The sequence below is a fragment of the Brachybacterium sp. AOP29-B2-41 genome (assembly GCF_052378395.1).
Taxonomy (GTDB): Bacteria; Actinomycetota; Actinomycetes; order Actinomycetales; family Dermabacteraceae; genus Brachybacterium.
Genome location: NZ_JBQSXR010000001.1, coordinates 207098 through 230728, shown reverse-complemented (window position 1 = coordinate 230728; position 23631 = coordinate 207098). Strand labels below are relative to the sequence as shown.

Annotated in this window: 20 protein-coding genes and 1 tRNA gene; 15 read left to right on the top strand and 6 right to left on the bottom strand. The window is 70.7% G+C overall.

From position 1 onward, the window contains the following. Positions 1-151: 151 nt before the first annotated feature. Both ACT3T9_RS01095 and ACT3T9_RS01090 read right to left on the bottom strand, forming a co-directional pair. Positions 152-418 carry a hypothetical protein gene (locus ACT3T9_RS01095; RefSeq protein ID WP_441443424.1) on the bottom strand — a complete coding sequence of 89 codons (267 nt, stop codon included), beginning with the start codon at positions 416-418 and terminating at the stop codon, positions 152-154. Between the two features lie 199 nt (positions 419-617). Further along, a complete protein-coding gene (locus ACT3T9_RS01090; RefSeq protein WP_441443423.1) occupies positions 618-2777 on the bottom strand; it encodes a helicase-associated domain-containing protein in 2160 nt (719 codons plus the stop codon). Positions 2778-2839: 62 nt separating this feature from the next. Here ACT3T9_RS01090 and ACT3T9_RS01085 point away from each other — a divergent pair. The 3 genes from ACT3T9_RS01085 to ACT3T9_RS01075 all read left to right on the top strand — a co-directional run bounded on the left by ACT3T9_RS01085 (position 2840) and on the right by ACT3T9_RS01075 (position 5412). After that, positions 2840-2916: transfer RNA gene (locus tag ACT3T9_RS01085), tRNA-Leu, on the top strand. Positions 2917-3025: 109 nt separating this feature from the next. Continuing rightward, on the top strand, positions 3026-3784 hold the full coding sequence (locus ACT3T9_RS01080; RefSeq protein ID WP_441443422.1) for a YggS family pyridoxal phosphate-dependent enzyme: 759 nt from the start codon (positions 3026-3028) through the stop codon (positions 3782-3784). A gap of 323 nt (positions 3785-4107) precedes the next feature. Beyond that, a complete protein-coding gene (locus tag ACT3T9_RS01075; RefSeq protein ID WP_441443421.1) occupies positions 4108-5412 on the top strand; it encodes an MFS transporter in 1305 nt (434 codons plus the stop codon). A 4-nt stretch (positions 5413-5416) separates the two neighbouring features. Here the strand turns inward: ACT3T9_RS01075 and ACT3T9_RS01070 are convergent, their stop codons facing one another. Continuing rightward, entirely contained in the window at positions 5417-6526 is a 1110-nt protein-coding gene (locus tag ACT3T9_RS01070; protein WP_441443420.1) for an ROK family protein, read from the bottom strand. 133 nt (positions 6527-6659) lie between these two features. Between ACT3T9_RS01070 and ACT3T9_RS01065 the strand changes: the two genes are divergently transcribed. The 7 genes from ACT3T9_RS01065 to cls all read left to right on the top strand — a co-directional run bounded on the left by ACT3T9_RS01065 (position 6660) and on the right by cls (position 14315). Next, complete coding sequence (locus ACT3T9_RS01065; RefSeq protein ID WP_441443419.1) at positions 6660-8048, top strand: MFS transporter; 1389 nt, start codon at positions 6660-6662, stop codon at positions 8046-8048. Between the two features lie 187 nt (positions 8049-8235). Then, positions 8236-9372 carry a trans-sulfuration enzyme family protein gene (locus ACT3T9_RS01060; RefSeq protein ID WP_441443418.1) on the top strand — a complete coding sequence of 379 codons (1137 nt, stop codon included), beginning with the start codon at positions 8236-8238 and terminating at the stop codon, positions 9370-9372. A 52-nt stretch (positions 9373-9424) separates the two neighbouring features. Continuing rightward, positions 9425-10246 carry a transporter substrate-binding domain-containing protein gene (locus tag ACT3T9_RS01055; RefSeq protein WP_441443417.1) on the top strand — a complete coding sequence of 274 codons (822 nt, stop codon included), beginning with the start codon at positions 9425-9427 and terminating at the stop codon, positions 10244-10246. An 8-nt stretch (positions 10247-10254) separates the two neighbouring features. Next, positions 10255-10917 (top strand): amino acid ABC transporter permease, encoded by a 663-nt coding sequence (locus ACT3T9_RS01050; RefSeq protein ID WP_441443416.1) that lies wholly within the window; start codon positions 10255-10257, stop codon positions 10915-10917. Continuing rightward, a complete protein-coding gene (locus tag ACT3T9_RS01045; protein WP_441443415.1) occupies positions 10907-11659 on the top strand; it encodes an amino acid ABC transporter ATP-binding protein in 753 nt (250 codons plus the stop codon). The genes ACT3T9_RS01050 and ACT3T9_RS01045 overlap by 11 nt, the downstream gene beginning before the upstream one ends. Positions 11660-11808: 149 nt before the next feature. Then, positions 11809-12732 carry a Bax inhibitor-1/YccA family protein gene (locus ACT3T9_RS01040; protein ID WP_441443414.1) on the top strand — a complete coding sequence of 308 codons (924 nt, stop codon included), beginning with the start codon at positions 11809-11811 and terminating at the stop codon, positions 12730-12732. Positions 12733-12827: 95 nt separating this feature from the next. After that, complete coding sequence (gene cls / locus ACT3T9_RS01035) at positions 12828-14315, top strand: cardiolipin synthase (protein ID WP_441443413.1); 1488 nt, start codon at positions 12828-12830, stop codon at positions 14313-14315. Between the two features lie 23 nt (positions 14316-14338). Here cls and ACT3T9_RS01030 read toward each other — a convergent pair whose 3' ends face one another. Then, positions 14339-15148 (bottom strand): hypothetical protein, encoded by an 810-nt coding sequence (locus tag ACT3T9_RS01030; protein WP_441443412.1) that lies wholly within the window; start codon positions 15146-15148, stop codon positions 14339-14341. 55 nt (positions 15149-15203) lie between these two features. Further along, complete coding sequence (locus tag ACT3T9_RS01025) at positions 15204-16127, bottom strand: hypothetical protein (protein ID WP_444605777.1); 924 nt, start codon at positions 16125-16127, stop codon at positions 15204-15206. 234 nt (positions 16128-16361) lie between these two features. On the opposite strand from ACT3T9_RS01025, the gene thiD reads away from it, so the two are divergent. Next, the gene (gene thiD, locus ACT3T9_RS01020) at positions 16362-17237 is read left to right on the top strand and encodes a bifunctional hydroxymethylpyrimidine kinase/phosphomethylpyrimidine kinase (protein ID WP_444600777.1); all 876 of its coding nucleotides are present in this window, start codon (positions 16362-16364) and stop codon (positions 17235-17237) included. Positions 17238-17272: 35 nt separating this feature from the next. Here the strand turns inward: thiD and ACT3T9_RS01015 are convergent, their stop codons facing one another. Then, positions 17273-18493, bottom strand: a complete 1221-nt coding sequence (locus ACT3T9_RS01015) for a glycoside hydrolase family 3 N-terminal domain-containing protein (RefSeq protein WP_444605776.1) — start codon at positions 18491-18493, stop codon at positions 17273-17275. Positions 18494-18570: 77 nt separating this feature from the next. On the opposite strand from ACT3T9_RS01015, the gene ACT3T9_RS01010 reads away from it, so the two are divergent. The 4 genes from ACT3T9_RS01010 to ACT3T9_RS00995 are packed head-to-tail and all read left to right on the top strand — an operon-like array spanning position 18571 to position 23585. Continuing rightward, complete coding sequence (locus ACT3T9_RS01010) at positions 18571-19137, top strand: hypothetical protein (protein WP_444605775.1); 567 nt, start codon at positions 18571-18573, stop codon at positions 19135-19137. A 55-nt stretch (positions 19138-19192) separates the two neighbouring features. Continuing rightward, the gene (locus ACT3T9_RS01005) at positions 19193-21406 is read left to right on the top strand and encodes a prolyl oligopeptidase family serine peptidase (RefSeq protein WP_444605774.1); all 2214 of its coding nucleotides are present in this window, start codon (positions 19193-19195) and stop codon (positions 21404-21406) included. Continuing rightward, positions 21403-22119 (top strand): DinB family protein, encoded by a 717-nt coding sequence (locus ACT3T9_RS01000; RefSeq protein ID WP_441443406.1) that lies wholly within the window; start codon positions 21403-21405, stop codon positions 22117-22119. Before ACT3T9_RS01005 ends, ACT3T9_RS01000 begins: the two co-directional genes overlap by 4 nt. Continuing rightward, positions 22116-23585, top strand: a complete 1470-nt coding sequence (locus ACT3T9_RS00995) for an alpha/beta fold hydrolase (RefSeq protein WP_444605773.1) — start codon at positions 22116-22118, stop codon at positions 23583-23585. The genes ACT3T9_RS01000 and ACT3T9_RS00995 overlap by 4 nt, the downstream gene beginning before the upstream one ends. Positions 23586-23631 lie beyond the last annotated feature (46 nt).

The following is a 23631-nucleotide window of genomic DNA, read 5'->3' as shown; positions in this document are numbered from 1 at the left end:
ACGTACTGCGAGCTTGTGAGCGGTAGGAGCTCAGTCGGTCAGATGCAGGACTGGTCGACGGGGCGGGGTGCCGGTGACGGTGCCCCGCCCCCGAGTACGACGAAGGCCCCGGACCAGCAGGTCCGGGGCCTTCGTCAAACGCTGTGCGAGATCACATCGAGCCGCTCGAGATCGCCGCGCCGACGAGGACGGCGTAGAGGATGCCGACGACCACGTAGAGAACGATGACGATGATCGTGAGGATCATGGCCCACTTCGTGAACTTCTGTGCGGTCTCCGGCTCGGTATCGGCCTTGAGGTAGCCGAGCAGGCCGAGCACGCCGGAGATGACGCCGCCGCAGATGAAGCCGACGATGGTCCAGATCAGGGCCTTCTTCTTGATGGCCTCGATGTCGTAACCCGAGTTGGGTGTGGTCATGGGAATCCCCTTCTTCCTGATGATCATTCCCCGGCGGTGACGAGCCGGGCCCCAGGTCGGGTGTTCTCATACGTCCGGTCCTGGCGACGGGAATACTATCGCGAACCGGGGGAGGGTCCGCCATGGGGAGGACTCCCCATAATCCTTCGGATCCCTCGTACCAGGGCCCTGGCTCCTGGCATCTGGCGCCCGGTTCCACTCAGCTCAGGGTCACGCGGTGCACGAGCACCGTGAACTCCTCATCTCGGCCGACCTCCCGGGCACGCAGGCGACCCCCTTCGAGGGAGAGCGGCTGGGCGTGCTTCACGACCACCCCGCCGCGCCCGTCGACGATGCCGAGCGGGATCTCGTCATTGCGCGAGATCGCATCCAGCAGGCGATCGGTGACCGAGAGATCGCTTGCACCCTCCTCCGCGGCGCGGAGCCGGGCCACTGCCTCGAGGGTGGGCACCCGCAGCTCGGGGCCGTCGATGGTCACCAGGTCCGGCTCGACCGGACCTCCGCGCAGGGAATGGGTCAGCTCCTCGGGGACCGGGCGGCCGTCCGCTCCGACGGCCTGAGGGGAGAGCCCGGCCTGGCGGGCCATCTGCAGGGCGAACCCGGGCTCGGAGAGGGTGACGGCGACGGTGGGGGCCAGCCGGTGCAGGTCCAGAACGGCGGCCTCGGGTGCGACCTGCAGCAGGTCGAGCACCTCGACGTCCGCGGTGAGCACGGTGGTGGCTCGGGAGACCTGCACCCGGCCGTGGCGACGCTGCTCATCGCGCAGCAGGTAGGTCAGCGCCTGGGGAACGGGTGTGCGGCAGACCTCCTCCAGCAGGATCAGCAGCGCCTCCGCATCGCGGCCGTCCCCGAGCGCCCGACGCACGGCGGCGGTGGTGAAGCGCAGCGTCAACGCACCCCCGCGGGAGACCACTTCGGTCCAGTCCAGCAGCGGCAGCAGCCGCTCGGCGGGCCGGCCGGGGATGACGGCGGTCAGGTCAGCATCCAGCAGCACCTCGGCGACCGGGGTCGGGGCTTCCGCTGCGAGGACGGTGGCGAGTCGGGCGTCCGCGCTGGTGATCTCCTCGTCCAGAGCGAGGACCAGTTCGTGGCCGAGCACGGTGAGCGCCCCGCCGTCGAGCAGGCCCAGCGCCTGTCCCTCGACCAGCAGCGCGCCGGTCTCCTCCTGGATCACCTCGGCGGGGACCAGCGGGAACGCCCACGCCAGGGCTGCGGCCAGGGACTCCTCGCTCGCGTCCACGCCGGGGGAGGTGCGCAGCAGCCGCAGCAGGCTGCCGCGGCGGGTGCGCACTCCGTCGCGCCGGGTGAGGTCGGACAGCAGGGAGCGGCCGGTGCCGGAAGAGTCCGGGGTCCCCACCACCGCCGCGAGATGGTGTCCGCGCGCCCAGGCCAGCGTCAGCTCCGCCCAGCGCTGCTCCGCGGCGAGCAGGCGGTGCGTATCCCAGTCCTGAGTGGGGTGCCATTCCTGACCGTCGTGGCCGATCAGCCCGGCCTGCCAGGCGGACTGCAGGACCGTCGCGTAGGTCAGCAGCGGTGCTCCGGCACGCTCTGCCAGGCGGCGCAGGTCCCGTTGGGGGAGGCCTCCGCGGCGCAGGACCCCCGGCGGGTCCTCGTCGAAGCCGCGCACCGTGCCCAGCAGGCGGAGAGCCTCGAAGGCGCGCTCGACGGCCTGGGCGGTGCGCGAGCCGGGGATCCGTTCGGTGAGCTCGGGGCCGTCCGGGGCTGGACGCTGCGCGAGATGGGTGCGGCGCAGCCGGCCATCCCGCAGGGCGAGCTGGACAGAGCGAGGGATGTGCAGTGACTTTCCGTCGGCCACCACGATGCCTGCGGCGAGCAGCTCTGCGGCGAGCCGGCCGCCACCGGTGACCGCGCTGGGCCCCCAGGCGAGCGTCTCCAGCACCTCGGGATGCGTGCTGCGGGCCCGTTCCACCCGCTGCTGCGCCTCCTGCGCGCTGGGGTCCTGGGGAGTCGCGGCGGCGAGACCCGCAGGGGTGCGCATCCCCTCCCGGAGGGGGCGGATCAGGTGCAGCTCATCTTCGCCCCAGACCACGGCGAGGGTGATCAGACGTTCCAGGGCGGGAGCGATCGTGGGCGGGTCCGCGGAGACCGCCGCAGCCAGCCGGGCGGGGGACGCACCGTCGTCGAGCACGGCGAGGGCCTCGACCAGATGCAGCTCCGGCAGGGTCAGCGCCTCCAGGGCGCGCCGCGCGGAGGTGGCGCCTGCGGCCCGAGCGGCGAGCGGGCCGATCCCGCGGGGAAGGGGCGAGGTGAGATCCGGTCGGGCGACGAGCAGGGCCTCGAGGCGTTCGTCGCCGAACCGGCGCAGGGAGTCCGCGAGGGACCGGATCGCAGCGGTCATGATGCATTCCAGCATAGGCTTGCCCGCTGTGAGGAGCCTCGGCACTGGGGGCTCCGCTGCTCGCCCCCATAGCCCAATCGGCAGAGGCGGCCGACTTAAAATCGGCACAGTGCGGGTTCGAGTCCCGCTGGGGGCACCACGGCGATAAGCAGCTGAGGAGCGTGCTGTTCGCTGCTTCCCGGGGTACTGTGACGCAGGTGCCGGGGCGCTCGCCGCAGAGCTGCGTCGATGTCGGCCACAATGGGAGCATGACCGTTCCTGCCGATGACTCCTCCCTGGCCCTCGACCACCGTGAGCGGATGGCACCCCGTCTCGACGAGGTGCTCTCCCGCCTGGAGGCAGCGGCACAGCGGGTGGGCCGCGACAGCCGTGAGATCACCGTACTGCTGGCCACCAAGACGCGCACCCCGGTGGAGATCGCCGTCGCGGTGGAGCTGCTGCGCGAGCGGGGCCGACGGGCCGCGGTGGGGGAGAACCGGGCGCAGGAGATCGCCAAGCACGCCGATCCGCTGCTCGTGGACAACGCGGTGCCGCGTCACTTCATCGGCCGTCTGCAGACCAACAAGGCCCGCGACGTCGTGGGCTTCGCCGAGCTGATCCACAGCGTGGACCGCGAGGGCATCGCCGACGCGCTCGAGCGCCGCGCCGAGACGGCCGGCCTGACCCGCGAGGTGCTGGTGCAGGTCAACACCTCCGGCGAGGAGTCCAAGGGCGGCTTCGCGCCCACCGTGGATGCCATCGCACCGATCGTGGAGCGACTGCGGGCGAGCAGCTCCCTGAGGCCCGTCGGCCTCATGACCATCGGCGCGAACACCAGCGATGACGCCGCAGTGCGCGCCTCCCTGCGGATGCTGCGCGAGCTGCGCGACTGGGCCCGCGAGGAGCTGGGCGCCCCCGAGCTCGAGCAGCTGTCGATGGGCATGAGCGGCGATCTGGAGATCGCCGTCGAGGAGGGTGCCACGATCGTCCGCGTCGGCTCGGCCATCTTCGGGGCCCGTCCCGCCTGAGCGGCCTGCCCCATTCGGGCGTGACTGTGCATCGCGTGACTGTGCATCGCATGACTGTGCATCCCGGGCGCGCCCGGGCCCACGTGTGACCTGATTCTCGAGGCCCGACCGCGGGACTCCCTGGCGTCCGCACTCCGCCCCCGCATAGCCTGGTCCCCGAAGGTGCCGAGCGCGGACGCAGAGCCGCAGCGGCACCTTTTCTGCGCCCGGACTCCGTCGCGCACTGCCGGAGCCCGCTCCGGCGCCGCCCCCGCTCGCTCCCCGTTCTGTCCTCCGTGTTCCTCTGCTCGTCGCCCCGTCTCTCCGCTGCCCGGGAGGTGCCCATGACCGCCATGATCCAAGGCCAGATCCCTGCCCGCCCGCCCGTGTCCCGGGCCCGCCGGGTGTTCGCCCTGTTCGCCCTCGCCCTGGGCGGATTCGGGATCGGCTCCTCCGAGTTCGTGAGCATGGGCCTGCTGCCCCAGATCGCCCAGTCTCTGCTGCCCGACCTGATGGCCACCCAGCCGGACCAGGGCATCGCCCGGGCCGGCTGGTTGATCAGCGCCTACGCGATCGGGGTCGTGATCGGCGCCCCGGCGCTGTCCCTGCTCGCCGTGCGCATGAGCCGCACCCGCATCATCCTGATCCTCGCGGTCGCGCTGGTCGTGAGCACCGCGCTGTCCGCCCTGATGCCGAGCTTCGGGCTGACCCTCGCCGCCCGCTTCCTGGCCGGCCTGCCCCATGGCGCCTACCTGGGGGTCGCGGCGCTGCTGGCCAGCTCCCTGATGGGGCCGGGCAGCCAGGGCAAGGGCGCGGCCCTGGCCCTGTCCGGGCTGACGGTCGCGAACCTCGCCGGGGTGCCGCTGCTGACCGCCCTCGGCCAGGCGCAGGGCTGGCGCGTGTCGTTCCTGGTGATCGCCGCGGTGTTCGTGGTGACCGCGGTGCTGCTGCGCCTGACCGTCCCGGCTCAGGGCGTCCCCCGGGGCCGCCGGATCGTCGATGAGCTGAGGGCTTTCCGCCGCCTCCAGCTCTGGGTCGTGATGCTGATCGCCGCCGTCGGCTTCGCCGGCTCCTTCGCCGTGTACAGCTACATCGCGGATATCGGCCAGCAGGTCGCCGGGCTCGGCGCGGGATACATCCCGTGGCTGCTCGCCGCGGCGGGCCTCGGTGCGACGGTCGGCAACGTCCTGGGCGGGATCGCCGCGGATCGCTCCTTGAACGGCACCCTGCTGCTCGGCTTCCCGCTCTACATCGCGGGCATGGCAGTGATGATCGTGACGGTCACCGATCCGGTGGGACTGACTCTCACCTTCACCCTGGTGAACTTCGCGCACTCCGCCCTCAGCCCGGCCATGCAGACCTGGCTGATGCGGATCGCGGGCCGCTCGGAGATGCTGGGCGCCGCCCTGCACCACGGGGCGTTCAACGTGTCCAACGCGGTCGGGGCGCTGCTGGGCGGTGCGGTGATCGCGGCCGGCTTCGGTCTCGCCGCCCCGACGCTCGTGGGCACGCTCCTCGCCTCGACGGGCTTCCTGATGCTGCTGGCGACCCTCGCGCTGCTGCGCCTGCGCTCCCGGCGCCGGCTCGCCCAGCTCGAGCAGGCCGGGATCGAGCTCTCCCGGCGGGAGCACGCCACGATCGACGGCTGAGGGCTCAGGACAGGTCGGGCCCGACCAGCGGCGCGGGCAGCCCGTACTCGTGCTCTAGCACCTCACAGGCGGCGCCGGCCGCGATGAGGTCCACCCCGCGGGTGGAGAGCAGCACCTCGACATGCACGCGCGCCCCGGCGCGCAGCCCGTCCTCCAGGGCACGCCGGATCGCGTCCATCGTCACCTGATGGTGCGCATAGACAGAGCGACCGCCGAGCACCACCCGGTCCACGTCCACCAGGCGCACCAGGTTCAGCACCACCGTCGCGAGCACATCCGCGGCGCGCTGCTGCTCCCCACGGGACAGTGCGGCGAGGTACTCAGCCTCGGCGCAGCCGCGCCGCCCGCAGGGGCACTGCTCCCCGCCCATCCGCACCACCATGTGGCCGGCCTCCCCGGCGCGGGAGTGGGCTCCACGCACCATCACCCCGTCCAGGCGCAGGCTCGCCCCGAGCCCCTCCTCGGCGAGCACCAGCACCGCATTGTCGAGCAGGCCGGGCTGCGACCAGCTCTCGCCCACCAGCGCGGCGCGGGAATCGTGGTCCAGGAGCACCGGGACCGAGAGCTCGGCGAGCAGGAGATCGCGGATCCCCGCCCCCCGCCAGGCATCGGTGGGGGAGGAGGAGCCGCGGTAGACGCCTTCGACCGGGTCCACCGGCCCCGGCATCCCGACGCCGACGCCCAGCAGCTCGCCGGGCCCGTGCCGCGCGAGCTCCCGCGCCTGCCCGGCGAGGCTGGCGATCAACTCCGAGACGGGCCGCTCCGCGTCGATCACGGCCTCCCGCCGCTCCAGGATCTGTCCGGTGAGGTCCGCCACCACCCCGTGCATCCGTGAGCGCGTCAGATGCAGTCCGATCGCACGCCGCGATTCGGGGACGATCCGGTACAGCGTGGTGGGCTTGCCAGGGCCGGAGGAGACGGATCCGCTCTCCGCCATCAGCCCGCGGTCCATCAGGCGGGCCAGGATCTTGGAGATCGCCTGCGGCGTGACCTGCAGGGCGTCGGCGAGACCGGTGCGGGCCACGGGTTCGCCGCGACGGGCGACGGCGAGCACGGCGGCGTCATGTGCGCCTGCCACGCGGTCCAGCGGTCCGGTCGTCCTCACGATGCCCATCCTCGCATGGCGGCCGTGTGACGAGGATCCGCCGAGCCACCCCCTTGACCTAACGCAACAGCGTTGGCTTATTGTGTCCGTTCGGTCGATGACGCCCTTCTGCATCTGCTCGTCCGATAGTCGAGGAACTCCCATGACCCTCTCCACCGATCTTCGGCCCACCCCGGCGCCCGATCCCGCGACCACTCCCGCCCCGCACGAGATCACCCCACGGCGCCGTGCCCTGGCCCTGTTCGCTCTTGCCCTCGGCGGCGTGGGCATCGGCGCCTCCGAGTTCGCGACGATGGGCCTGCTGCCCGGCATCGCCGACGGCCTGCTGCCCGCACAGATGGCGGACGATCCCGATGCGGGCATCGCCCGGGCCGGGCTCCTGATCACCTCCTACGCGCTCGGCGTGGTCGTCGGCGCGCCGGTGCTGGCACTGCTCTCCGTGCGCTGGAGCCGCACCACCATGATCACCGCCCTGGCCGTCGCCCTCGTCGCGGGCACCGTGCTCTCCGCGCTGATGCCGACCTTCGAGCTCACCGTGGTCGCCCGCTTCCTCGCCGGCCTCCCGCACGGCGCCTACTTCGGGGTGGCCTCGCTGCTGGCCGCCTCGCTGATGGGGCCGGGCAGCCAGGGCAAGGGTGTGGCCGTCGCGCTCTCGGGCCTGACCGTCGCCAACCTCGTCGGCGTGCCCCTGATGACCGCGCTCGGCCAGGTCGCCGGGTGGCGCGTCGTCTACCTGGTGATCGCCGTGATCTTCGTGCTCACCGTGCTCGCCCTGCGCTGGGCGGTCCCGCACCAGGCGCCGGTCGCGGGGCGGCGGATGGTCGACGAGATCGTCGCGCTGCGCCGTCTGCAGCTGTGGATCGTCATGGCCATCGCAGCGGTCGGTTTCGCGGGCGGCTTCGCCGTCTTCAGCTACGTCGCCGACATCGCCACCCAGGTCTCCGGCGCCTCTGTCGCGCTGGTGCCATGGGTGCTCGCCGCAGCGGGCCTGGGGATGACCCTCGGCAACATCGCCGGCGGCGCCGCGACGGATCGTTCGCTGAACGGCACCCTGCTGATCGGTTTCCCGCTGTACATCGCCGCCCTGGTGGGGCTCTTCCTCGGCTCGCAGGACTCCCTGGTCGGGCTGCTGCTGGGCTTCTTCGCCGTCAACGTCGCGAGCTCCGCCCTGAGCCCGGCGCTGCAGACCTGGCTGATCCGCGTGGCGCACCGCTCCGAGGTGCTCGGCGCTTCCCTGAATCAGGCCGCGTTCAACGTCGCCAACGCGCTCGGCGCGGTCCTCGGCGGAGCGGTGATCGCCGCGGGCTTCGGCTATCGCGCCCCGATGCTCGTCGCGATCGTCCTCGCGAGCCTGGGCTTCGCACTGGTCGCCGGGACCCTGCTGGGGCTCCGCCTGCGAGCACGGCACACCCTTGCGGTGCTGCGCGAGCACGAGAGCACCTACACCGGGTCGATCCCGGCCATCTCCCCGGAGCGTGTCGAGCCTGTGCCCGCGGTCACGGACGCGATCCCGGTGAGCGTCGGCTCCTGAGCGGAAGCCGAAGTCCCGGACCGGACGGGTCTCGACGGCCGGGCCCCACCGCGCTGCTGCATTAGCGCCCCTTTGGGTTATGGGCCAGCCGGCTTATGCGTCACATCCGTTCACGCAACTCTCCTGACTGGCGTGATGCTGACCTACTGTGACTGGGAGCCGCCGAATCGAGGAGCGAGGAGCCGCAGTGCACATCCAGACCACCGCCGTGCATACCCTGAGGGATTTCGAGCACGGGGCCGTGGTCCCGCCGGTGCACCTCTCCTCGACGTTCGAGCTCGACCGGGCGACCGAGGAGGGCGAGTTCGCCTATCAGCGCGGTGCGAACCCGACCCGGGCGCAGCTCGAGACCGTGCTGGCCGCGCTCGAAGGAGCGGAGCACGGCTTCGCCTTCGCCTCCGGGATGGCCGCCACCGCGGCCGCGCTGTCGACCCTGGTCGTCGGCGATGAGGTCCTGCTGCCGGCGAGCGTCTACGGCGGCACCTATCGCTTCGTGGATCTGGTGCTCCCCGGCCGTGGGGTCACCGGACGCTTCGTCGATGACCTCGCAGCGCTCACCGACGAGGACTTCACCCCCACCACCCGAGCCGTCTTCATCGAGACCCCGGCCAATCCGACCCTCCGGATCACCGATCTGCGCCGGATCTCCGAGCTCGCGCACCGCCACGGCGCCCTGGTGATCGTGGACAACACCTTCATGACCCCGGTGCTGCAGAAGCCGCTCGAGCTCGGCGCCGATGTGGTCGTGCAGTCCGCCACCAAGTACCTCGCCGGCCACTCCGACCTGCTCGCGGGCACGATCACCACGAACGACGACCAGCTCGCCCAGGCCGTCGCCCTCGCCCAGAAGGCACAGGGCGGGGTGCTCGCCCCGCAGGACTCCTTCCGGCTGATCCAGTCGATCAAGACCCTGCCCCTGCGGCTCGAGCGTCAGCAGGCCAACGCCGAGGCGATCGTGGCCCACCTGAGCTCCCGCGAAGACGTGGCCCGGGTCTGGTTCCCCGGCTCGCACAGCGAGGAGGAGGCTCGGATCCATGCCTCCCAGGCGAGCGGCGTCGGCGCGGTGCTCTCGTTCGAGCTCGCGGAGGGCCTGGACCGCATCGCCTTCCTCGAAGCGCTGCGCTATCCCGCCTTCGCGGTGAGCCTCGGCGGGGTCGAGTCCCTGATATGCCGCCCCGCCACCATGACCCACGAGGCGATGACCGACCAGGCCCGGACGAATGCCGGGATCACGCCCGAGATGCTGCGCCTGAGCGTCGGCATCGAGGACATCCATGACCTGCTCGACGACCTTGACCAGGCACTGGCCGTCGCCGCACGCTGAGCCTGCGGCACACCGCGTCCCCACCCTTCCGGACACCACAGAGGACCCCACCATGAGCATCGCCCCTCGCCCCACTCGCCGCCTCGCTCTCGCGCTCGGCGGGGGCTCCATCGCCGCTGTCCTGGCCGCCTGCAGCTCCGAGGGCGGCTCCGGCGGAGGGGACGAGGACATCCTGGCCCGCGTCCAGGAGAACGGGACCATCCGGATCGGTCTCGAGGGCACCTACCGCCCCTACGCCTTCCATGACGAGACCGGTGAGCTGGTCGGCTTCGAGAAGGAGATCGCCGACGCGATCGCCGAAGGGCTGGGGGTCACGCCGGAGTACATCGAGACCGAGTGGGACTCGCTCATCGCCGGCCTCGACGTGGACCGCTACGACCTGGTTGTCAACAACGTCGGCATCACCCCGGAGCGGGAGGAGAAGTACGCCTTCACCGAACCCTACGCCCGCTCGATCGGCCGTATCGCCGTGCCGGAGGGTTCCGAGGTCCAGACCGTCGAGGAGCTCGAGGGCAAGCGTTCCGCGCAGACTGCGACCAGCAACTGGGCGCAGCAGATGGAGGCCCTCGGTGCCGAGATCGTCCCGGTGCAGGGCTTCGCCGAAGCCATAGAGCTGGTGATCCAGGGGCGGGCCGACGCGACCGCCAACGACATCATCTCCTTCCAGACGTACCAGGAGGAGCATCCCGATGCCGCCTTCCGCCTGCTGGACGCCGAGCTGCCCACCGACGTCACGGTCGGCGCGATCATGCAGAAGGGCCAGGATGCCCTGCTCGGCGCGGTGGACGAGATCCTGGACGGGATGAAATCCGATGGCTCCCTGAGCGCCATCTACGAGGAATGGGTGGGCCAGGACATCACCCCTGAGGGCTGAGACACCCGATGCCCCGCTTCCTCGAGCTCTGGATCGAGTCGCTCCCACGGCTGCTGACCGCGATGATCGAGATGACGGTCCCGCTGTCGCTGCTGTCCTTCGCGATCGCGCTGGTGATCGCGGTGGTGGTGGCCCTGACGCGGCTGTATGCGCCGGCGCCTCTGAAGGCGGCGGCCTGGATCTATGTGCAGGTGTTCCGTGGGACACCGCTGGTGGTGCAGCTGTTCATCGTCTACTTCGGCCTGCCCAGCGTGGGCATCGAGCTGGCTGCGTTCCCAGCGGCGGTGATCACGCTGGCCCTGAACACCGGGGCCTACGCCTCCGAGGCGGTCCGCGCCTCGATCCTCTCGATCCCGCGCGGACAGTTCGAGGCCGCTCAGTCGCTGAATCTCTCGCGCGCGGCCACCTTCCGCAAGGTGGTCGCCCCGCAGGCCATGCGGATCGTGCTGCCGCCGCTGGCCAATGACTTCATCGATCTGGTCAAGGGGACCAGCCTGGTCTTCGCGATCACCCTCATCGATGTCTTCCAGGTGGGTCGGCAGATCGCGGCCGCCACCTATGAGCCCCTCATCATGTACACCGAGGTCGCGCTGATCTATCTGGCGCTGGTCTCCCTGCTCAGCCTCGGCCAGAACCAGTTGGAGAAGAAGGTGTCCGCCCATGTCCGCTGATGATCCGCTGCGGGTGCGTGGCCTGCGCAAGACCTTCGGTGAGCTGGTCGCCCTCGACGATGTCTCCCTGGACGTCGAGCGCGGCACCACCTCGGTGCTGCTGGGCCCCTCCGGGTCCGGCAAATCCACCCTGCTGCGCTGCCTGAATCTGCTCGAGAAGCCCGACGGCGGCACGATCGACCTGGGGGAGGGGCCGATCGAGGTCGGCGGGAGGCTGACCGCCACCCGGGTGCGGGAGATCCGCTCCCGCTCGACAATGGTGTTCCAGCAGTTCAATCTCTTCCCTCATCTCACCGCGCTCGGCAACGTCACTCTCGCCCCGCGCGAGAACCGCGGCCAGACCCGGCAGGCGGCGGACCAGCGGGGAAGGGAGCTGCTGGAGAAGGTGGGGCTCGCCGACAAGGCCCACTCCTATCCCGACCGCCTCTCCGGCGGGCAGCAGCAGCGGGTCGCGATCGCCCGGGCCCTTGCCATGGACCCCGATTTCCTGCTGTTCGACGAACCGACCTCCGCGCTGGATCCGGAGCTCGCCGCCGAGGTGGTCGCGGTGCTCGCTGAACTCGCCGCCGAGCAGCGCACGCTCGTGGTCGTCACCCATTCCCTCGCCTTCGCGAAGCAGGTCGCGAACAGGGTGCTGTTCCTCGAGGACGGGAAGGTCCTGCAGGACGGCACACCCGAGGAGTTCTTCTCGAGCGAGGACACACGGCTGCGCCGCTTCCGCGAGGTCATCAGCTCGGTCTGAGGGCCTGGCCCGGCATGCGGCCCTTCGCTCTGAGCAGAGCATGCACACAGCGAGATCTCGGGTTTCCGCCGTACCATGGCGGAATCGGTCCGACGAAGCGCACTCCTGGCGTCGGTCGTCGACCCACCTGATCCCACGTGAGGAGCCCCATGGCACGCCACAACATCGTGTTCGGCCGCGACCAGGCCGTTCAGAACGGTGCGAACTACAACGCCCCGCGCTTCGGCAACTCGGCACAGGCCGCACCCGCCCAGAACACCCAGTGGTCCTCGGGCTTCGCCCAGCAGGGCTACGGCCAGAGCGCGACGGCCCAGCCGGGGGCGGAGCAGCTCGAGGCGATGTACGCCCGTCCCTCCGCGACCGGTCACGACACCGGCCGGATGACGATGCGGGATGCGCTGAACGCCATCACCGCGACCCTCGGCATCGTCATCGTGGTCGGCTTCGCGGTCGCGATGCTGCCCTACGCGCTGGCCTTCATGGCTGGCGAGGCCGGAGCCCAGGCGGGCCTGGCGATCGCTGGCGCCGCGACCCTGATCGGCGTGGTCGGCGGGCTGATCACGGCGCTGATCAACATCTTCAAGAAGCAGCCCTCGCCGATCCTGGTGGTGCTCTACGCCGGATTCGAGGGCCTGTTCCTCGGCGGCCTCAGCGGCACCATGGAGTACTTCTACCCCGGCATCGCGCTGCAGGCCGTGGTGGGCACCCTCGCCGTCGCCGGCACCGTGCTGGTCCTGTTCCGGATGGGCGTGCTGCGCACCTCCCCGCGCCTGAACAAGATCTTCATGGTCGCGATGATCGCCTACATGCTGTTCGGCCTGGTCAACATCGGCGCGATGCTGCTGATGGGCCAGAGCCTGCGCGACGGCATGCTGGGCCTGGCCATCGGCGGCATCGCCGTGGTGCTGGCCTCGTACTCGCTGGTGATGGACTTCGAGGGCGTCCAGCACGCGGCCGAGGCAGGCGTGCCGCGCAAGTACGCCTGGCGCCTCGCCTTCGGCGTCACGGTCACCATGGTGTGGCTGTACGTCGAGATCCTGCGGATCCTGATGATCCTGCGCGGCAACGACTGATCAGCATCACCTCGGGCGGCGACTGCGTCCCCGTATCCTGAACGGCGGGTCCCTCTGGGGCCCGCCGTTCCCGTTTCCGACCAGAGGAGCTGAGGGTGACCGACGTGTGGCAATGGCTGCTCGACCACGGGGTCCTGGTGTTCACGTACGTCTACTGGGCGCTCGACATCGTGCTGCGTCTGGTGAGCCTGATCGTGGTGCCCCGCAACCGTCGGCCGGGTTCGGCGATCGCCTGGCTGCTCGCGATCATGGTGATCCCGCTGATCGGCTTCCCCCTGTACCTGATGCTGGGGAACGCACAGCTGCCGCGCCGCAGGCGCGAGAAGCAGCGGGCCGTCAACCGCCTGATGCGGGTGCGGGCGCAGAATATCCCCGACAGCGAGCTCGATGAGGACGTGCCCAGCTGGCTGCAGGCTGCGGTGCGGCTGAACCGTGAGCTCGGCGCCTTCCCGCTCACGGGCCGGAACTCCGCGGATCTCGAGATCGACTACGACACCTCGATCGCGCGGATGGCAGCTGACGTGCGCTCCGCACGCGAGAGCGTGCACGTGCTCTTCTACATCATGGGGCTGGACGAGATCACCGAGGACTTCTTCGCGGCCCTCGGAGAGCGCGCCGACGCGGGCGTCCCGGTCCGGGTGCTCTACGACCACTGGGGTGCGCTCAGCCACGGGTCGCAGTATCGGGCGATGCGCCGCATGCTCGACGCCCACGGCATCGAGCACTTCCCGATGAACCCGATCCAGCCGTTCCGGGACGGTGCCTTCCAGCGGCCTGACCTCCGCAACCACCGCAAGATGGTGATCGTCGACGGCGAGGTCGGCTGGATGGGCAGCCAGAACCTGATCGCCGCCCACTACGACAAGCGCTCCAACATCCGCCGCGGGCTCCACTGGCAGGAGACGATGGTCCGGTTCCGCGGCCCGATCGTCTCGGAGCTGAACCTGCTGTTCGCCACCGACTGGTTCTACGAGTCCGAGCAGATGCTGCCGGAGGAGACGGTGGTGCGTCCCTCCCCGGACACCTCGGGCAGCTACGAGTGCCAGCTGGTGCCCAGCGGGCCCGGCTTCGTCGCGGAGAACAATCTGGCGCTGTTCAACCAGCTGTTCTACTCCGCCTCCCGCCGGATCGTCGCGGTCTCGCCCTACTTCGTGCCCGACGAGTCGATGCTCGCGGCGCTCGTCACCGCCGCCCGGCGCGGGGTGGAGGTCGAGCTGTTCGTCTCCGAGATCGGGGACCAGTTCCTGGTCTTCCATGCCCAGCGCTCGTACTACTCGATGCTGCTCGAGGCCGGGGTCACGATCTGGCTCTACCGCGCCCCGACCATCCTGCACGCCAAGCACGTCACCATCGACGACTCGGTGACGGTGATCGGCTCCTCGAACATGGACATGCGCTCGTTCCTGCTGCAGATGGAGTGCTCGCTGATGGTCGGGGGCACCGACTTCATGGTGAAGATGCGTGAGGTGGAGGCGACCTATCGCTCGCGCAGCCGACAGCTCACCCTCGAGGAATGGCGACAGCGTCCTCGAGCGATGCAGGTGGTCGACAACCTCTGCCGGCTCGCGTCCTCGGTGGTCTGAGTCCTCGGTGGTCTGAGCTGGACTCAGGAGATTCCGGTGAGCGACTCGTAGGCCTGGTCCGCGGCTTCCATGTGCTCGGCAGTCCCGGTGTTGGTCTCGGTCATGAACAGGCTCGGGCCCTGGTCGGTCTCGAGCACCACCACCACCAGTTCGGTGGCGGTCACCTCGTCGATGTCCGAGACGGCGAAGTTCACGGTCGCGGTCGTGCGGTAGCCGGGCAGTCCGGCGATCGTGACCGGTTCGGTGATCTCGTCATCCAGTGAGCGGCCACTGGTGCCGCCCCAGATGTCCGAGGAGAAGTAGCAGCTCACGATGGTCTGTGAGGCGACCTCGGCCCCGGGGTACTCGATGCCGGGCTGCCACTCGATCGCGCCGACCACCATGGTGGAGGTCCAGTCTTCCGTGACCTGGGCCTGAGCGCCCTGCAGGTCATTGGCGTAGGCGATGCCCCGCGGGCCGCCGCGCTCGGCGTAGAGCGTCGGCGGGATGAACTGCAGCCCGCCTCCGCGCAGCTTGCCGGAGGGGTTGGTGGAGGTCCGCTCGGACCGCTCCGGGGTCCAGCAGCGTTCCGCCTCGACGTCGGTCGGGGTGGGCGAGGGCGTCTCCGAGGTGGACGGGGTCTCCGGAGCGACCGACGTGCTCGCGGACGAGGAGGTCACCGTCGACCCTCCGCCGCCCCCTGCGGGGCGCAGCACCAGGTAGCCCACGGTCGCGCCCACGATGAGCAGGAAGACCACGGCGAAGGCGATCCCGCCGATCAGCAGGGCGGCGCCGCGCCCACCGTTCCCACCGGCCTGCTGCTGGGTGGAGGTGTACTGGGGTCCGGTGTGCACTGCGGCTCCTTCGACGGGCGATGATCTCTCGACGTGCGGTGTTCGGGACGGGTCATCATTCGACGACGGCGAGGCTCGCGATGATGTCCTCGAGGTTCTGGGCGTGTTCAGGCTGATCGGCGGCGACATCGCCGGTCAGGGCGCTGGGGCCGTTCGGGGTCTCCACGACGATCGAGGTGACGACCGAGGCGCTCGAGGACTCGAGCACGCTGGGATCCTCGAAGTGGTAGGTCGCCTGGACGATCCACGCGGCGGTGCCGTCCACGCTCATGACTTCGGAGCGGTAGTCGGTGACCTCGGGATGCTCACCGAAGTGGGAGAGCACCCCCGAGGTGGTGGCGTAGCACTGGAAGATCGCGACCGCAGCGGGCTCGAGGCCGGGATATCCGCCCTCGTCCTCGGGGAAGGAGACCCGGCCGAGGTTCAGCACGCTGAACCAGCCGCCCTCCACCTGGCGGGAATCGGCACCGACCTCGGTGAGATAGGGCAGCGAGCTGACCACCCAGCCGTCTCCCCAGCCCGGAGGATTCGTGTACTCCAGCCCGCCGCCGCGCACCTTCCCGGGTTCGGCGGGCGGGGAATCGGCGTTCAGCGGCACCGTGCACTCGGTGGTCGGCGCCTGGGTGAAGATCGGCGGGGGCGGGGCGATGTCCGGGTCCTGGGGATCCGGCACGTACTCCGACTGCCCCTTGGCCGAGCGTTCGCCGGTCTGATAGGCGGTGGGGTCGGGGTCCGCCAGCACCGAGCGGAAGACGGTCTGCGAGAGGACCAGCGCGACCACTGCGAGCACCACCACCGCGGAGCCGATGACGGCCAGCATCGTGGTGCGGCTGCGGCGCAGGGCACGATCGCACGGCGCGCCGAGGGTCACCGGTCCCTGCGAGGAATCGAAATCGGGCAGCCCGTCCGAGGACTGCGCGGAGAAATCGGGCAGCGAGGACTCCTCCGGCTGCTGCTCGCCGCCTGACTCCGTGCCCATCCCCACCTCCGCTGTCTCCCCATCGCCGCTGTGCGGAGTTCCGTTCGCGTTCCCCGCGGGCGCCTTCGGCGTGCCCGCCCCGGGTGATTCTCGCACGCGGGGCCCCGCGGGATCGCTCCCAGGATAGAGATGCCAGCCGTGATTGGTACTCTCCGCTCACGGACAGGCCCGCAGCCCGGGGCTCGCCCGTCCCGTGCCCCTCCGGAGCCGGGTTCCCCGAGAGATGGAGTCCGCATGCGCCCGCCCCTCGTCCTGACCATCGCCGACTCGGAGACCCACGGTGCCGCCGGCATCCAGGCGGATCTCAAGACTTTCACGGCGCTGGGCACCTACGGGGCGAGCGCGGTCAGCATGATCACCGTCGTCACGACCAACGGCGTGCAGAGCACCCATCCGCTGCCCGGCGACGTGGTGCGCCGCCAGATCGACGCGGTCGCGGGCGACCTCCGGCTCGACGCCACCAAGATCGGTGCTCTGGGCAGCGCCGCAGCGGTCCAGGCGGTGGCCGCCGCGCTCCGCGCCCATCGCGGAAGGCTGGGACGGATCGTGCTGGACCCGGTGATGGTCAGCGCCGACGGCACCGCGCTGATCTCCGCGGAGGGGGCGAGCGCGCTCGCGACGGAGCTGCTGCCGCTGGCGGATGTGCTCACCCCGAACATGGCCGAGGCCGCCCAGCTGCTGGGCCGTCCGCTGGCGACCTCGATCGACGAGATCCGCGAGCAGGCGCTCGCGCTGCAGGCGCTGGGGCCGGGCGCGGTGCTGATCACCGGGGGCCGGCTGGAGGGCGAGGATGTGGTGGACGTGCTGGTTCATCAGGGCGGCACCGATCTGCTGCGGGCCCGGCGGCTGCCGGACCGGCGAGTCCGCGGTGCCGGATCGACCTTGTCCGCCGCGATCGCGGCGCAGCTCGCCCGGATCGCAGAGTTCGACCGGGCGGGGGAGCTGGGGGAGATCGGCGAAGCGGGCACCGATGATGACATGGTGACCATCGTCGCCTCCGCCCGCGAGTTCGTCGCGAGCGCGACGGAGAACGCCCAGGGCTGGCAGATCTCCCGCCATGAGGGAGGCTTCAGCCCGGTGAACCACCTCATCACCCTCGACAGGGACTGACCTCCCGGCGCGGAGGAGGAACTCGCGGGGGCGGGCTATCCCTGGAGCAGCCCCAGCTGCTCCTTGAGCGCGAGCATCCGGCCCGCGGACTCCCGCACCCGCTGCTCCTGCTCCGGGCTCTGCGCGGCCCAGCCTTCGATCGCATCGACCAGCTCTCCGGTGAGCGAGGCATCGGCCGTCAGCACGGCGTCGCCTCCCGCCTCCAGCAGGCGGGTGGCGCGCTCGGCGACGGGGACGGAGGCGACGGCCTTCGCCGCGCCGATGTCGTCGGTCACCACCAGCCCCTCGAACCCGAGTCCGTCGCGCAGCAGATCCTGGATCGCCGCGGCGGAGAACATCGCCGGGACTCCGGCCTCGAGCTGCGGATAGATCGCCGAGGACATCATCACCAGCTGCGCGCCGGCCTCGATCCCGGCGCGGAAGGACTCCAGGAACGGATCCTCGGGCCCGGTGACCTCGTCCTCGATCCCCTCGGCGGAGAAATCCGTGTTCTGCTCCACGCGTCCCAGGCCCGGGAAGTGCTTGAGGGTCGCGGCGATGCCCTGGGCGGCAAGAGCTGTGGTCGCGGCCGCCACGCACGCGCCCACCGCGTTCGGCTCGGTGCCGAAGCCTCGGTCCAGCCCGCCGACGGGCTCGTTGACATCGCCCAGGGCGGGATCCACCACGTCAGCGACCGGCGCGAGCGCGACCTGGATGCCGCGGGCGGCGAGATCCTCACCGATGCTCGTGTACGCCTCTGTCACGGCGTCGATTCCCTGCGCGCCGAGCTTCTCGGCCGACGGGGTCTTCCGGGCGGCATCGCCACGCAGCATCCTGACCTGCCCGCCTTCCTGGTCGACGGCGATCAGCGCCGGGAGATCGGGACGGGAGAGCTCGCGCGCGGCGGTGACCGTGCGGTCCACGGCCTCGGCGCTCTCCCAGACCTGGAGCAGGAAGATCCCGCCCGCGTGATGCTCGGTCAGCACCTGCTCGGGGATCTCGGAGCCGGCAGGGATCCCCACCAGCACCAGCTGCCCGGCGAGCTCGCGAGGGGAGAGCGTCTCCAGCAGCAGCTCAGCAACGGTGGGGGGCTCCGTGGTGGCGGGGGCTGTGCTGGTCGCCGCTGTGCTGGCCGTCTGCGATGGCGGTCCCTCGGCGCCGCCTCCGTCGCTGGAGCCGCCGGGCCCGTCGGCTCCCGGGTCCTGGTCGGGTCCCTCGGCAGTGCAGGCGGCGAGGGCCGCCGCGGGGGTGAGAGCCAGGAGGTGACGACGACGCATGGCGTCAGTGTTCCATGAGCGGCACCGATGCCAGCGGGACGTGAGCGGAGCCACCTGCGCCCCCGTAAGGTGGCCCCATGAGCACCGAGACCCCGCCGCAGGAGCATCCCCATGCCCCGCGGATCGAGTCCGGCACCGGGACGTCGCTGGCGGCCTGGGTGCAGCGGATCGACGACGCCGGAGGCCGCGAACTCGACCACACAGCGATTGCCCGCCTGCTGCCGCAGCGGTGGGAGATCAGCGAGTGGTGGGCACAGGGCGTGACCGTCGCCTATGAACAGATCATCGGCCGTCGTGTGGTGGGCCAGGGCTGCGCGGGCGATTTCGCCGCGTCCGCCTCCCGCACCCTTCCCGGAGATCCCGATGCCGTGCGCTCGCGGTGGGATGCCTTCATGTCGGCTGCGCGTCGCGAGGAGCTGGGGCTCGAGCAGCCCAGCCTCAGCGATACCCCGAAGTGGCGCTATTGGCGTGCTGCCGTGAGCGACGGAAGCCGGCTCTCCGTGAACATCACCGCCAAGGACGAGGAGCGCAGCACCCTCGGTATCGAGCACAAGGGCCTCGAGACCGCTGATGCCCGGGAGGTCTGGAAGACCACCTGGAAGACCACACTCACCGACTTCACCGACGTCACCGACGTCAACTGACGTCAACTGACGTCACCGACATCACTGATCCCGCCGACTTCGACCAGGAGAACCGATGACCGACCCCGCCGCGATGACCGACCCCGACCTGATGACGGACTCTGCCGCTCGCCCCGCCCCGGGTCCCCAGCTGCCCGCCCCCGATGGCAGCGCGGATCCCCACCAGTGGCTCGAGGAGGTCACCGGTGACGAGGCGCTGGCGTGGGTGCGCGAGCGCAACGCAGCAGCGGAGTCGGAGCTGGACGGCGTCGGCGATCCCGATGATCCCTCGGGCGCCCCGCTGGCCGCGACGCTGCAGGAGGAGATCCGAGAGATCCTCGATGCCAAGGACCGCATCCCGGGCGTCACCAAGCGCGGGGACTTCCTCTATAACTTCTGGACCGATGCCGAGCATGAGCGCGGGCTCTGGCGGCGCACCACGCTGGACTCCTACCGCACCGAGGATCCCGAATGGGAGGTGCTGCTGGACGTCGATGCGCTCAACGAGGCCGAGGGGGAGGACTGGGTGTGGCACGGCGCGAGCCTGCTGCGCCCGCAGGAGGGGGAGCCCTACCGGCACGCCCTGGTCGATCTCTCCCACGGCGGCTCGGATGCGGATGTCACCCGCGAATTCGATCTCGAGACCCTCTCCTTCGTCACCGCTGCCGAGGGCGGCTTCGAGCGCCCCGAGGCGAAGGGATCGCTGAGCTGGATCGACGCCGACACCGTCTGGGTCTCGACCGACTTCGGCGAGGGCACCATGACCAGCTCCGGCTATGCACGCCAGGCCCGGATCTGGCGCCGAGGCACCCCGCTGGATGGGGCCGAGCTGGTGCACGAGGTCGCCGAGACCGATATGGCGATCTTCGCCGCCCATGACTCGACCCCCGGCTGGGAGCGGGACTGGGTGATCGAGGCGCACGCCTTCTACAACAACACGATCCACGTGGTCGACCGCTCGCAGCAGCCACCGGCGCTGACCACGGTCGAGGTCCCCGCAGACCTCGAGGCCAGCGCGCACCGGGATCTGGGCATCTTCAGTCCCCGCAGCGACTGGGAGATCGGTGAGTCGGTGTACCCGGCCGGCTCCCTGGTGGTCGGCGACTTCGCGGCCTTCCAGGCGGGCGAGCCCGAGCTGCAGATGCTGTTCGAGCCCACCGAGACCACTTCGCTCGCGGACATGACCATCACCCGCACCACCGTGGTGCTGTCGATCCTCGACGACGTCGTGCACCGGCTCGAGGTGCACACCCGCGACGAGCACGGCGCCTGGGTGCGTCAGGACCTCTACCCGGAGCTGCGCGGCTCCATCGGGGTCTCCGCGGTGGACGCCGACGTCAGCGACGAGGTCTGGGTGACGGTCACCGACTTCATCGAGCCCACCACCCTCCAGCTCGGGGACCTCGCCGACGTCGCGGGCGGCGGCGAGCCGGGCGAGCTCGCGGTCATCAAGTCCGCCCCGGCCCGCTTCGAGTCGGAGGGCCTGGACGTCAGCCAGCACTTCGCGACCAGCGACGATGGCACCCGCATCCCGTACTTCGAGATCACCCGGATCGGGGAGACGGACGCCGAGGGCTCCGACGAGCCCCGACCCACCCTGCTCTACGGCTACGGCGGTTTCGAGATCTCCTTGACGCCCTCCTATCTCGGGGCGATCGGTAAGACCTGGCTCGAGCGCGGCGGCACCTACGTGCTGGCCAACATCCGTGGCGGCGGAGAGTACGGCCCCCGCTGGCACCAGGCCGCGCTCAAGGAGAACCGACACCGTGCCTATGAGGACTTCTCCTCGGTGGCGAAGGACCTGATCGAGCGCGGCGTCACCGACCGCGCCCACCTCGCGGTGCGCGGCGGCTCCAACGGCGGGCTGCTCACCGGGAACATGGTCACCCTGTACCCGGAGCTGTTCGGCGCGGTGATCATCCAGGTCCCGCTGCTGGACATGAAGCGGTACAGCCACCTGCTGGCGGGCGCCTCCTGGATGGCCGAGTACGGGGATCCCGACACCGAGGACTGGGAGTACATCCGCACGTTCAGCCCCTACCACCTGCTGCAGGAGGGCAAGGGCGCCCAGTATCCGCCGACGTTCGTGCTCACCTCCACGCGGGATGATCGCGTCCACCCCGGACACGCCCGGAAGTTCGCCGCCGCCATGGAATCCCTGGGAGCCGACGTGCGCTACTGGGAGAACATCGAGGGCGGCCACGGGGGAGCGGCCAACAATGAGCAGGCCGCACGGATGAACGCGCTGCTGTACACCTTCCTGTGGAACACCATCGGAGATCGTTCGTGAACGTCCCCGCCTCAACTCCGCACGGGCCCGGCGCTGATCCTGCGGGATCAGATCCTGAGGACGCCCGACCTGCGAACCCCGGCCCCGCGAATCCCGGCCCTGCAGACCAGGTCGAAGGGCTCGACGACCTCGTGGACCGGCTCGCTGCGGAGCAGCGGGACGCCGTCGCCGCAGAAGAAGCGCAGGCGCAGGAGATCGCCGACGAACCCGGCGAGCAGCGACCCGAGCCGCCGCTGCTGAGCGGAGAGCGGGAGACCCTCGAGGGGTTCCTCGACTTCCTGCGCGCCACCATGCTCTGGAAGACCGAACGGCTGAACGATGAGCAGGCCGCCCGACGACTGGTCGGCTCGGAGACCACGGTGACCGGGATGCTGCGACATCTGGCCGATATCGAGCGCTACTGGTTCCGGGAGGTGCTCGGCGGGGTTCCGCTCGAAGACGTCGGCTACCGCTGGTCAGACGGTCGTGACCCCGGCGGCCAGTGGGCGCTCCCGGTGGGGGCCTCGCTCACGGAGGCGCGCGAGGACTACCGCAGCGCCACCGCGCAGTCACGGGACCAGCTGGTCGGCCGCGAGCCGGAAGAGGAGCTGCGTGGCGGCGGCGAGGTGCGCACCGTGCGCTGGGTGCTGGCCCATATGGTCGAGGAGACCGCGCGACATGCCGGACAGCTGGACATCCTGGTGGAGCTGCTCGATGGGAGGATCGGCGAGTGATCGCTCTGCCCGGACTCCGCTCCACCCGTTCTCGACCCTCGGAGTTCTTCGACCGCGCCGCACAGGACGATCTGCTCCAGCTGCGCAACGACCTGATGACGGTCTACCGCGAGTTCTCCGCCGAGGACCCGCGGCTGTTCCCGCTGCGCTACGCCCGCACGGTCCCGCGCCGCGCACATGCGGTCCGGGCATCGGCCGAATCCGGCGCAGCGGGCGCTCGGCCCCTCGCGGGGCCTGCCCCGCGCAACACTGCCGCGCCGCAGGTGCCTGTGCTGCTGATCCCCGACGGTCCCGCGCGGGCCTCGGTGCTGCCCTATGACGTGCTGCGCCGCAGCCTCGCAGGGCGGGGCCTGGACGTGCTGATGATGGAGCACCGCGGGGTGGGCCTGTCGCGGCTCGACGCGGAGGGCGAGGACCTCCCGCCCCATGCGATGGCTCTGCGCGAAGTGGTCGGCGACCTGGTGGCGGTGCTCGACCATGCCCGAGTCCCGCAGGCGGCCGTGGTGGGCAGCGGCTACGGCGCCTATCTCGCGCAGATGCTCGCGATCTTCCACCCCGAGCGGGTGCACTCGCTGGTGCTGGACTCCCCGCTGACCAGTGCGGGGGATGAGGCGATCGCGCAGGAGGCGCTGCGCGGCCTGTACTGGGAAGGCTCCGAGCCGTCCACCGCCACCACCGCCCGCACGCTGCGGCGACTCGCACAGGACGGCACGGTCGACGCCTGCCGGGCGGGGCCGGTGGTGCTCGCCGTCCACGAGCATGGCGGGCCGGAGGCGGTGCGTGATCTGGTGGATCTGCTGGCTGTGGGGCGCGGGCATCTGACCTGGACCAGCGTCCGCCAGGTGCTGAACCAGGCATGGCTGCAGTCCACCCCGTACGTGATCGAGCACGATCTGACAGCCCGGATCCTGCATACCGAGCTCGGCGGCGGACACCATGCCGACGGCGGCCCGCTGGATCCGCTGGTGCTGGAGGCGGAACAGGCACGGGCGGTGCCGCCTTTCACCGGGGAGCAGCTGAACCTGCATGAGCTGGCTCCGGCGATCACCGCGCCGACGCTCGTGCTCACCGGCTCCCAGGACCTGGTCTCGCCCCCGCGCATCGCCCGCGAGCTGGCGGACCGCATCCCCGGTGCCCAGCTGCTCGAGATCCCCGGTGCCCGGCACTCGATCCTCGATACCCGCAGCCGGATCCTGCAGGTCGCTGCACGCTGGAGTGCCTGCGGGACCGCCGCGCATCTGCCGGAGCGTGCCGCTGAGCTGGCGGGGCTTCCGGTCTCCACCCCCGATCTGGCACTCTCTCGGGGGTTGCAGATCGCGCTCGCCGCAGAGCGCTATTCCCCGTGGCGGCTGCGCCTGGAGTCGGCGCGCGCGGAACGTGCGCGGCTGTTGCGGGAACGTGCCCGCTCCGATCCCCGGCCCCATCGCGGTCGGCGCTCGCCGCACGAGCGGGCAGATCCGGTGTGAGACCTGCCCCTTCGCAGTTCGGGGGAGGGTATGCGCCAGTATCCTG

What these genes read in the sequence shown, in the direction of transcription:
- ACT3T9_RS01050 (WP_441443416.1), top strand. Translation starts at nt 10,255, where the DNA reads ATGCCCCGCTTCCTCGAGCTCTGGATCGAGTCGCTCCCACGGCTGCTG.
- ACT3T9_RS01025 (WP_444605777.1), bottom strand. Translation starts at nt 16,127, where the DNA reads ATGGGCACGGAGTCAGGCGGCGAGCAGCAGCCGGAGGAGTCCTCGCTG.
- ACT3T9_RS01090 (WP_441443423.1), bottom strand. Translation starts at nt 2,777, where the DNA reads ATGACCGCTGCGATCCGGTCCCTCGCGGACTCCCTGCGCCGGTTCGGC.
- ACT3T9_RS01080 (WP_441443422.1), top strand. Translation starts at nt 3,026, where the DNA reads ATGACCGTTCCTGCCGATGACTCCTCCCTGGCCCTCGACCACCGTGAG.
- ACT3T9_RS01045 (WP_441443415.1), top strand. Translation starts at nt 10,907, where the DNA reads ATGTCCGCTGATGATCCGCTGCGGGTGCGTGGCCTGCGCAAGACCTTC.
- ACT3T9_RS01055 (WP_441443417.1), top strand. Translation starts at nt 9,425, where the DNA reads ATGAGCATCGCCCCTCGCCCCACTCGCCGCCTCGCTCTCGCGCTCGGC.
- ACT3T9_RS01005 (WP_444605774.1), top strand. Translation starts at nt 19,193, where the DNA reads ATGACCGACCCCGCCGCGATGACCGACCCCGACCTGATGACGGACTCT.
- ACT3T9_RS01095 (WP_441443424.1), bottom strand. Translation starts at nt 418, where the DNA reads ATGACCACACCCAACTCGGGTTACGACATCGAGGCCATCAAGAAGAAG.
- ACT3T9_RS01070 (WP_441443420.1), bottom strand. Translation starts at nt 6,526, where the DNA reads ATGGGCATCGTGAGGACGACCGGACCGCTGGACCGCGTGGCAGGCGCA.
- ACT3T9_RS01040 (WP_441443414.1), top strand. Translation starts at nt 11,809, where the DNA reads ATGGCACGCCACAACATCGTGTTCGGCCGCGACCAGGCCGTTCAGAAC.
- ACT3T9_RS01015 (WP_444605776.1), bottom strand. Translation starts at nt 18,493, where the DNA reads ATGCGTCGTCGTCACCTCCTGGCTCTCACCCCCGCGGCGGCCCTCGCC.
- ACT3T9_RS01075 (WP_441443421.1), top strand. Translation starts at nt 4,108, where the DNA reads ATGACCGCCATGATCCAAGGCCAGATCCCTGCCCGCCCGCCCGTGTCC.
- thiD (WP_444600777.1), top strand. Translation starts at nt 16,362, where the DNA reads ATGCGCCCGCCCCTCGTCCTGACCATCGCCGACTCGGAGACCCACGGT.
- ACT3T9_RS01010 (WP_444605775.1), top strand. Translation starts at nt 18,571, where the DNA reads ATGAGCACCGAGACCCCGCCGCAGGAGCATCCCCATGCCCCGCGGATC.
- ACT3T9_RS01065 (WP_441443419.1), top strand. Translation starts at nt 6,660, where the DNA reads ATGACCCTCTCCACCGATCTTCGGCCCACCCCGGCGCCCGATCCCGCG.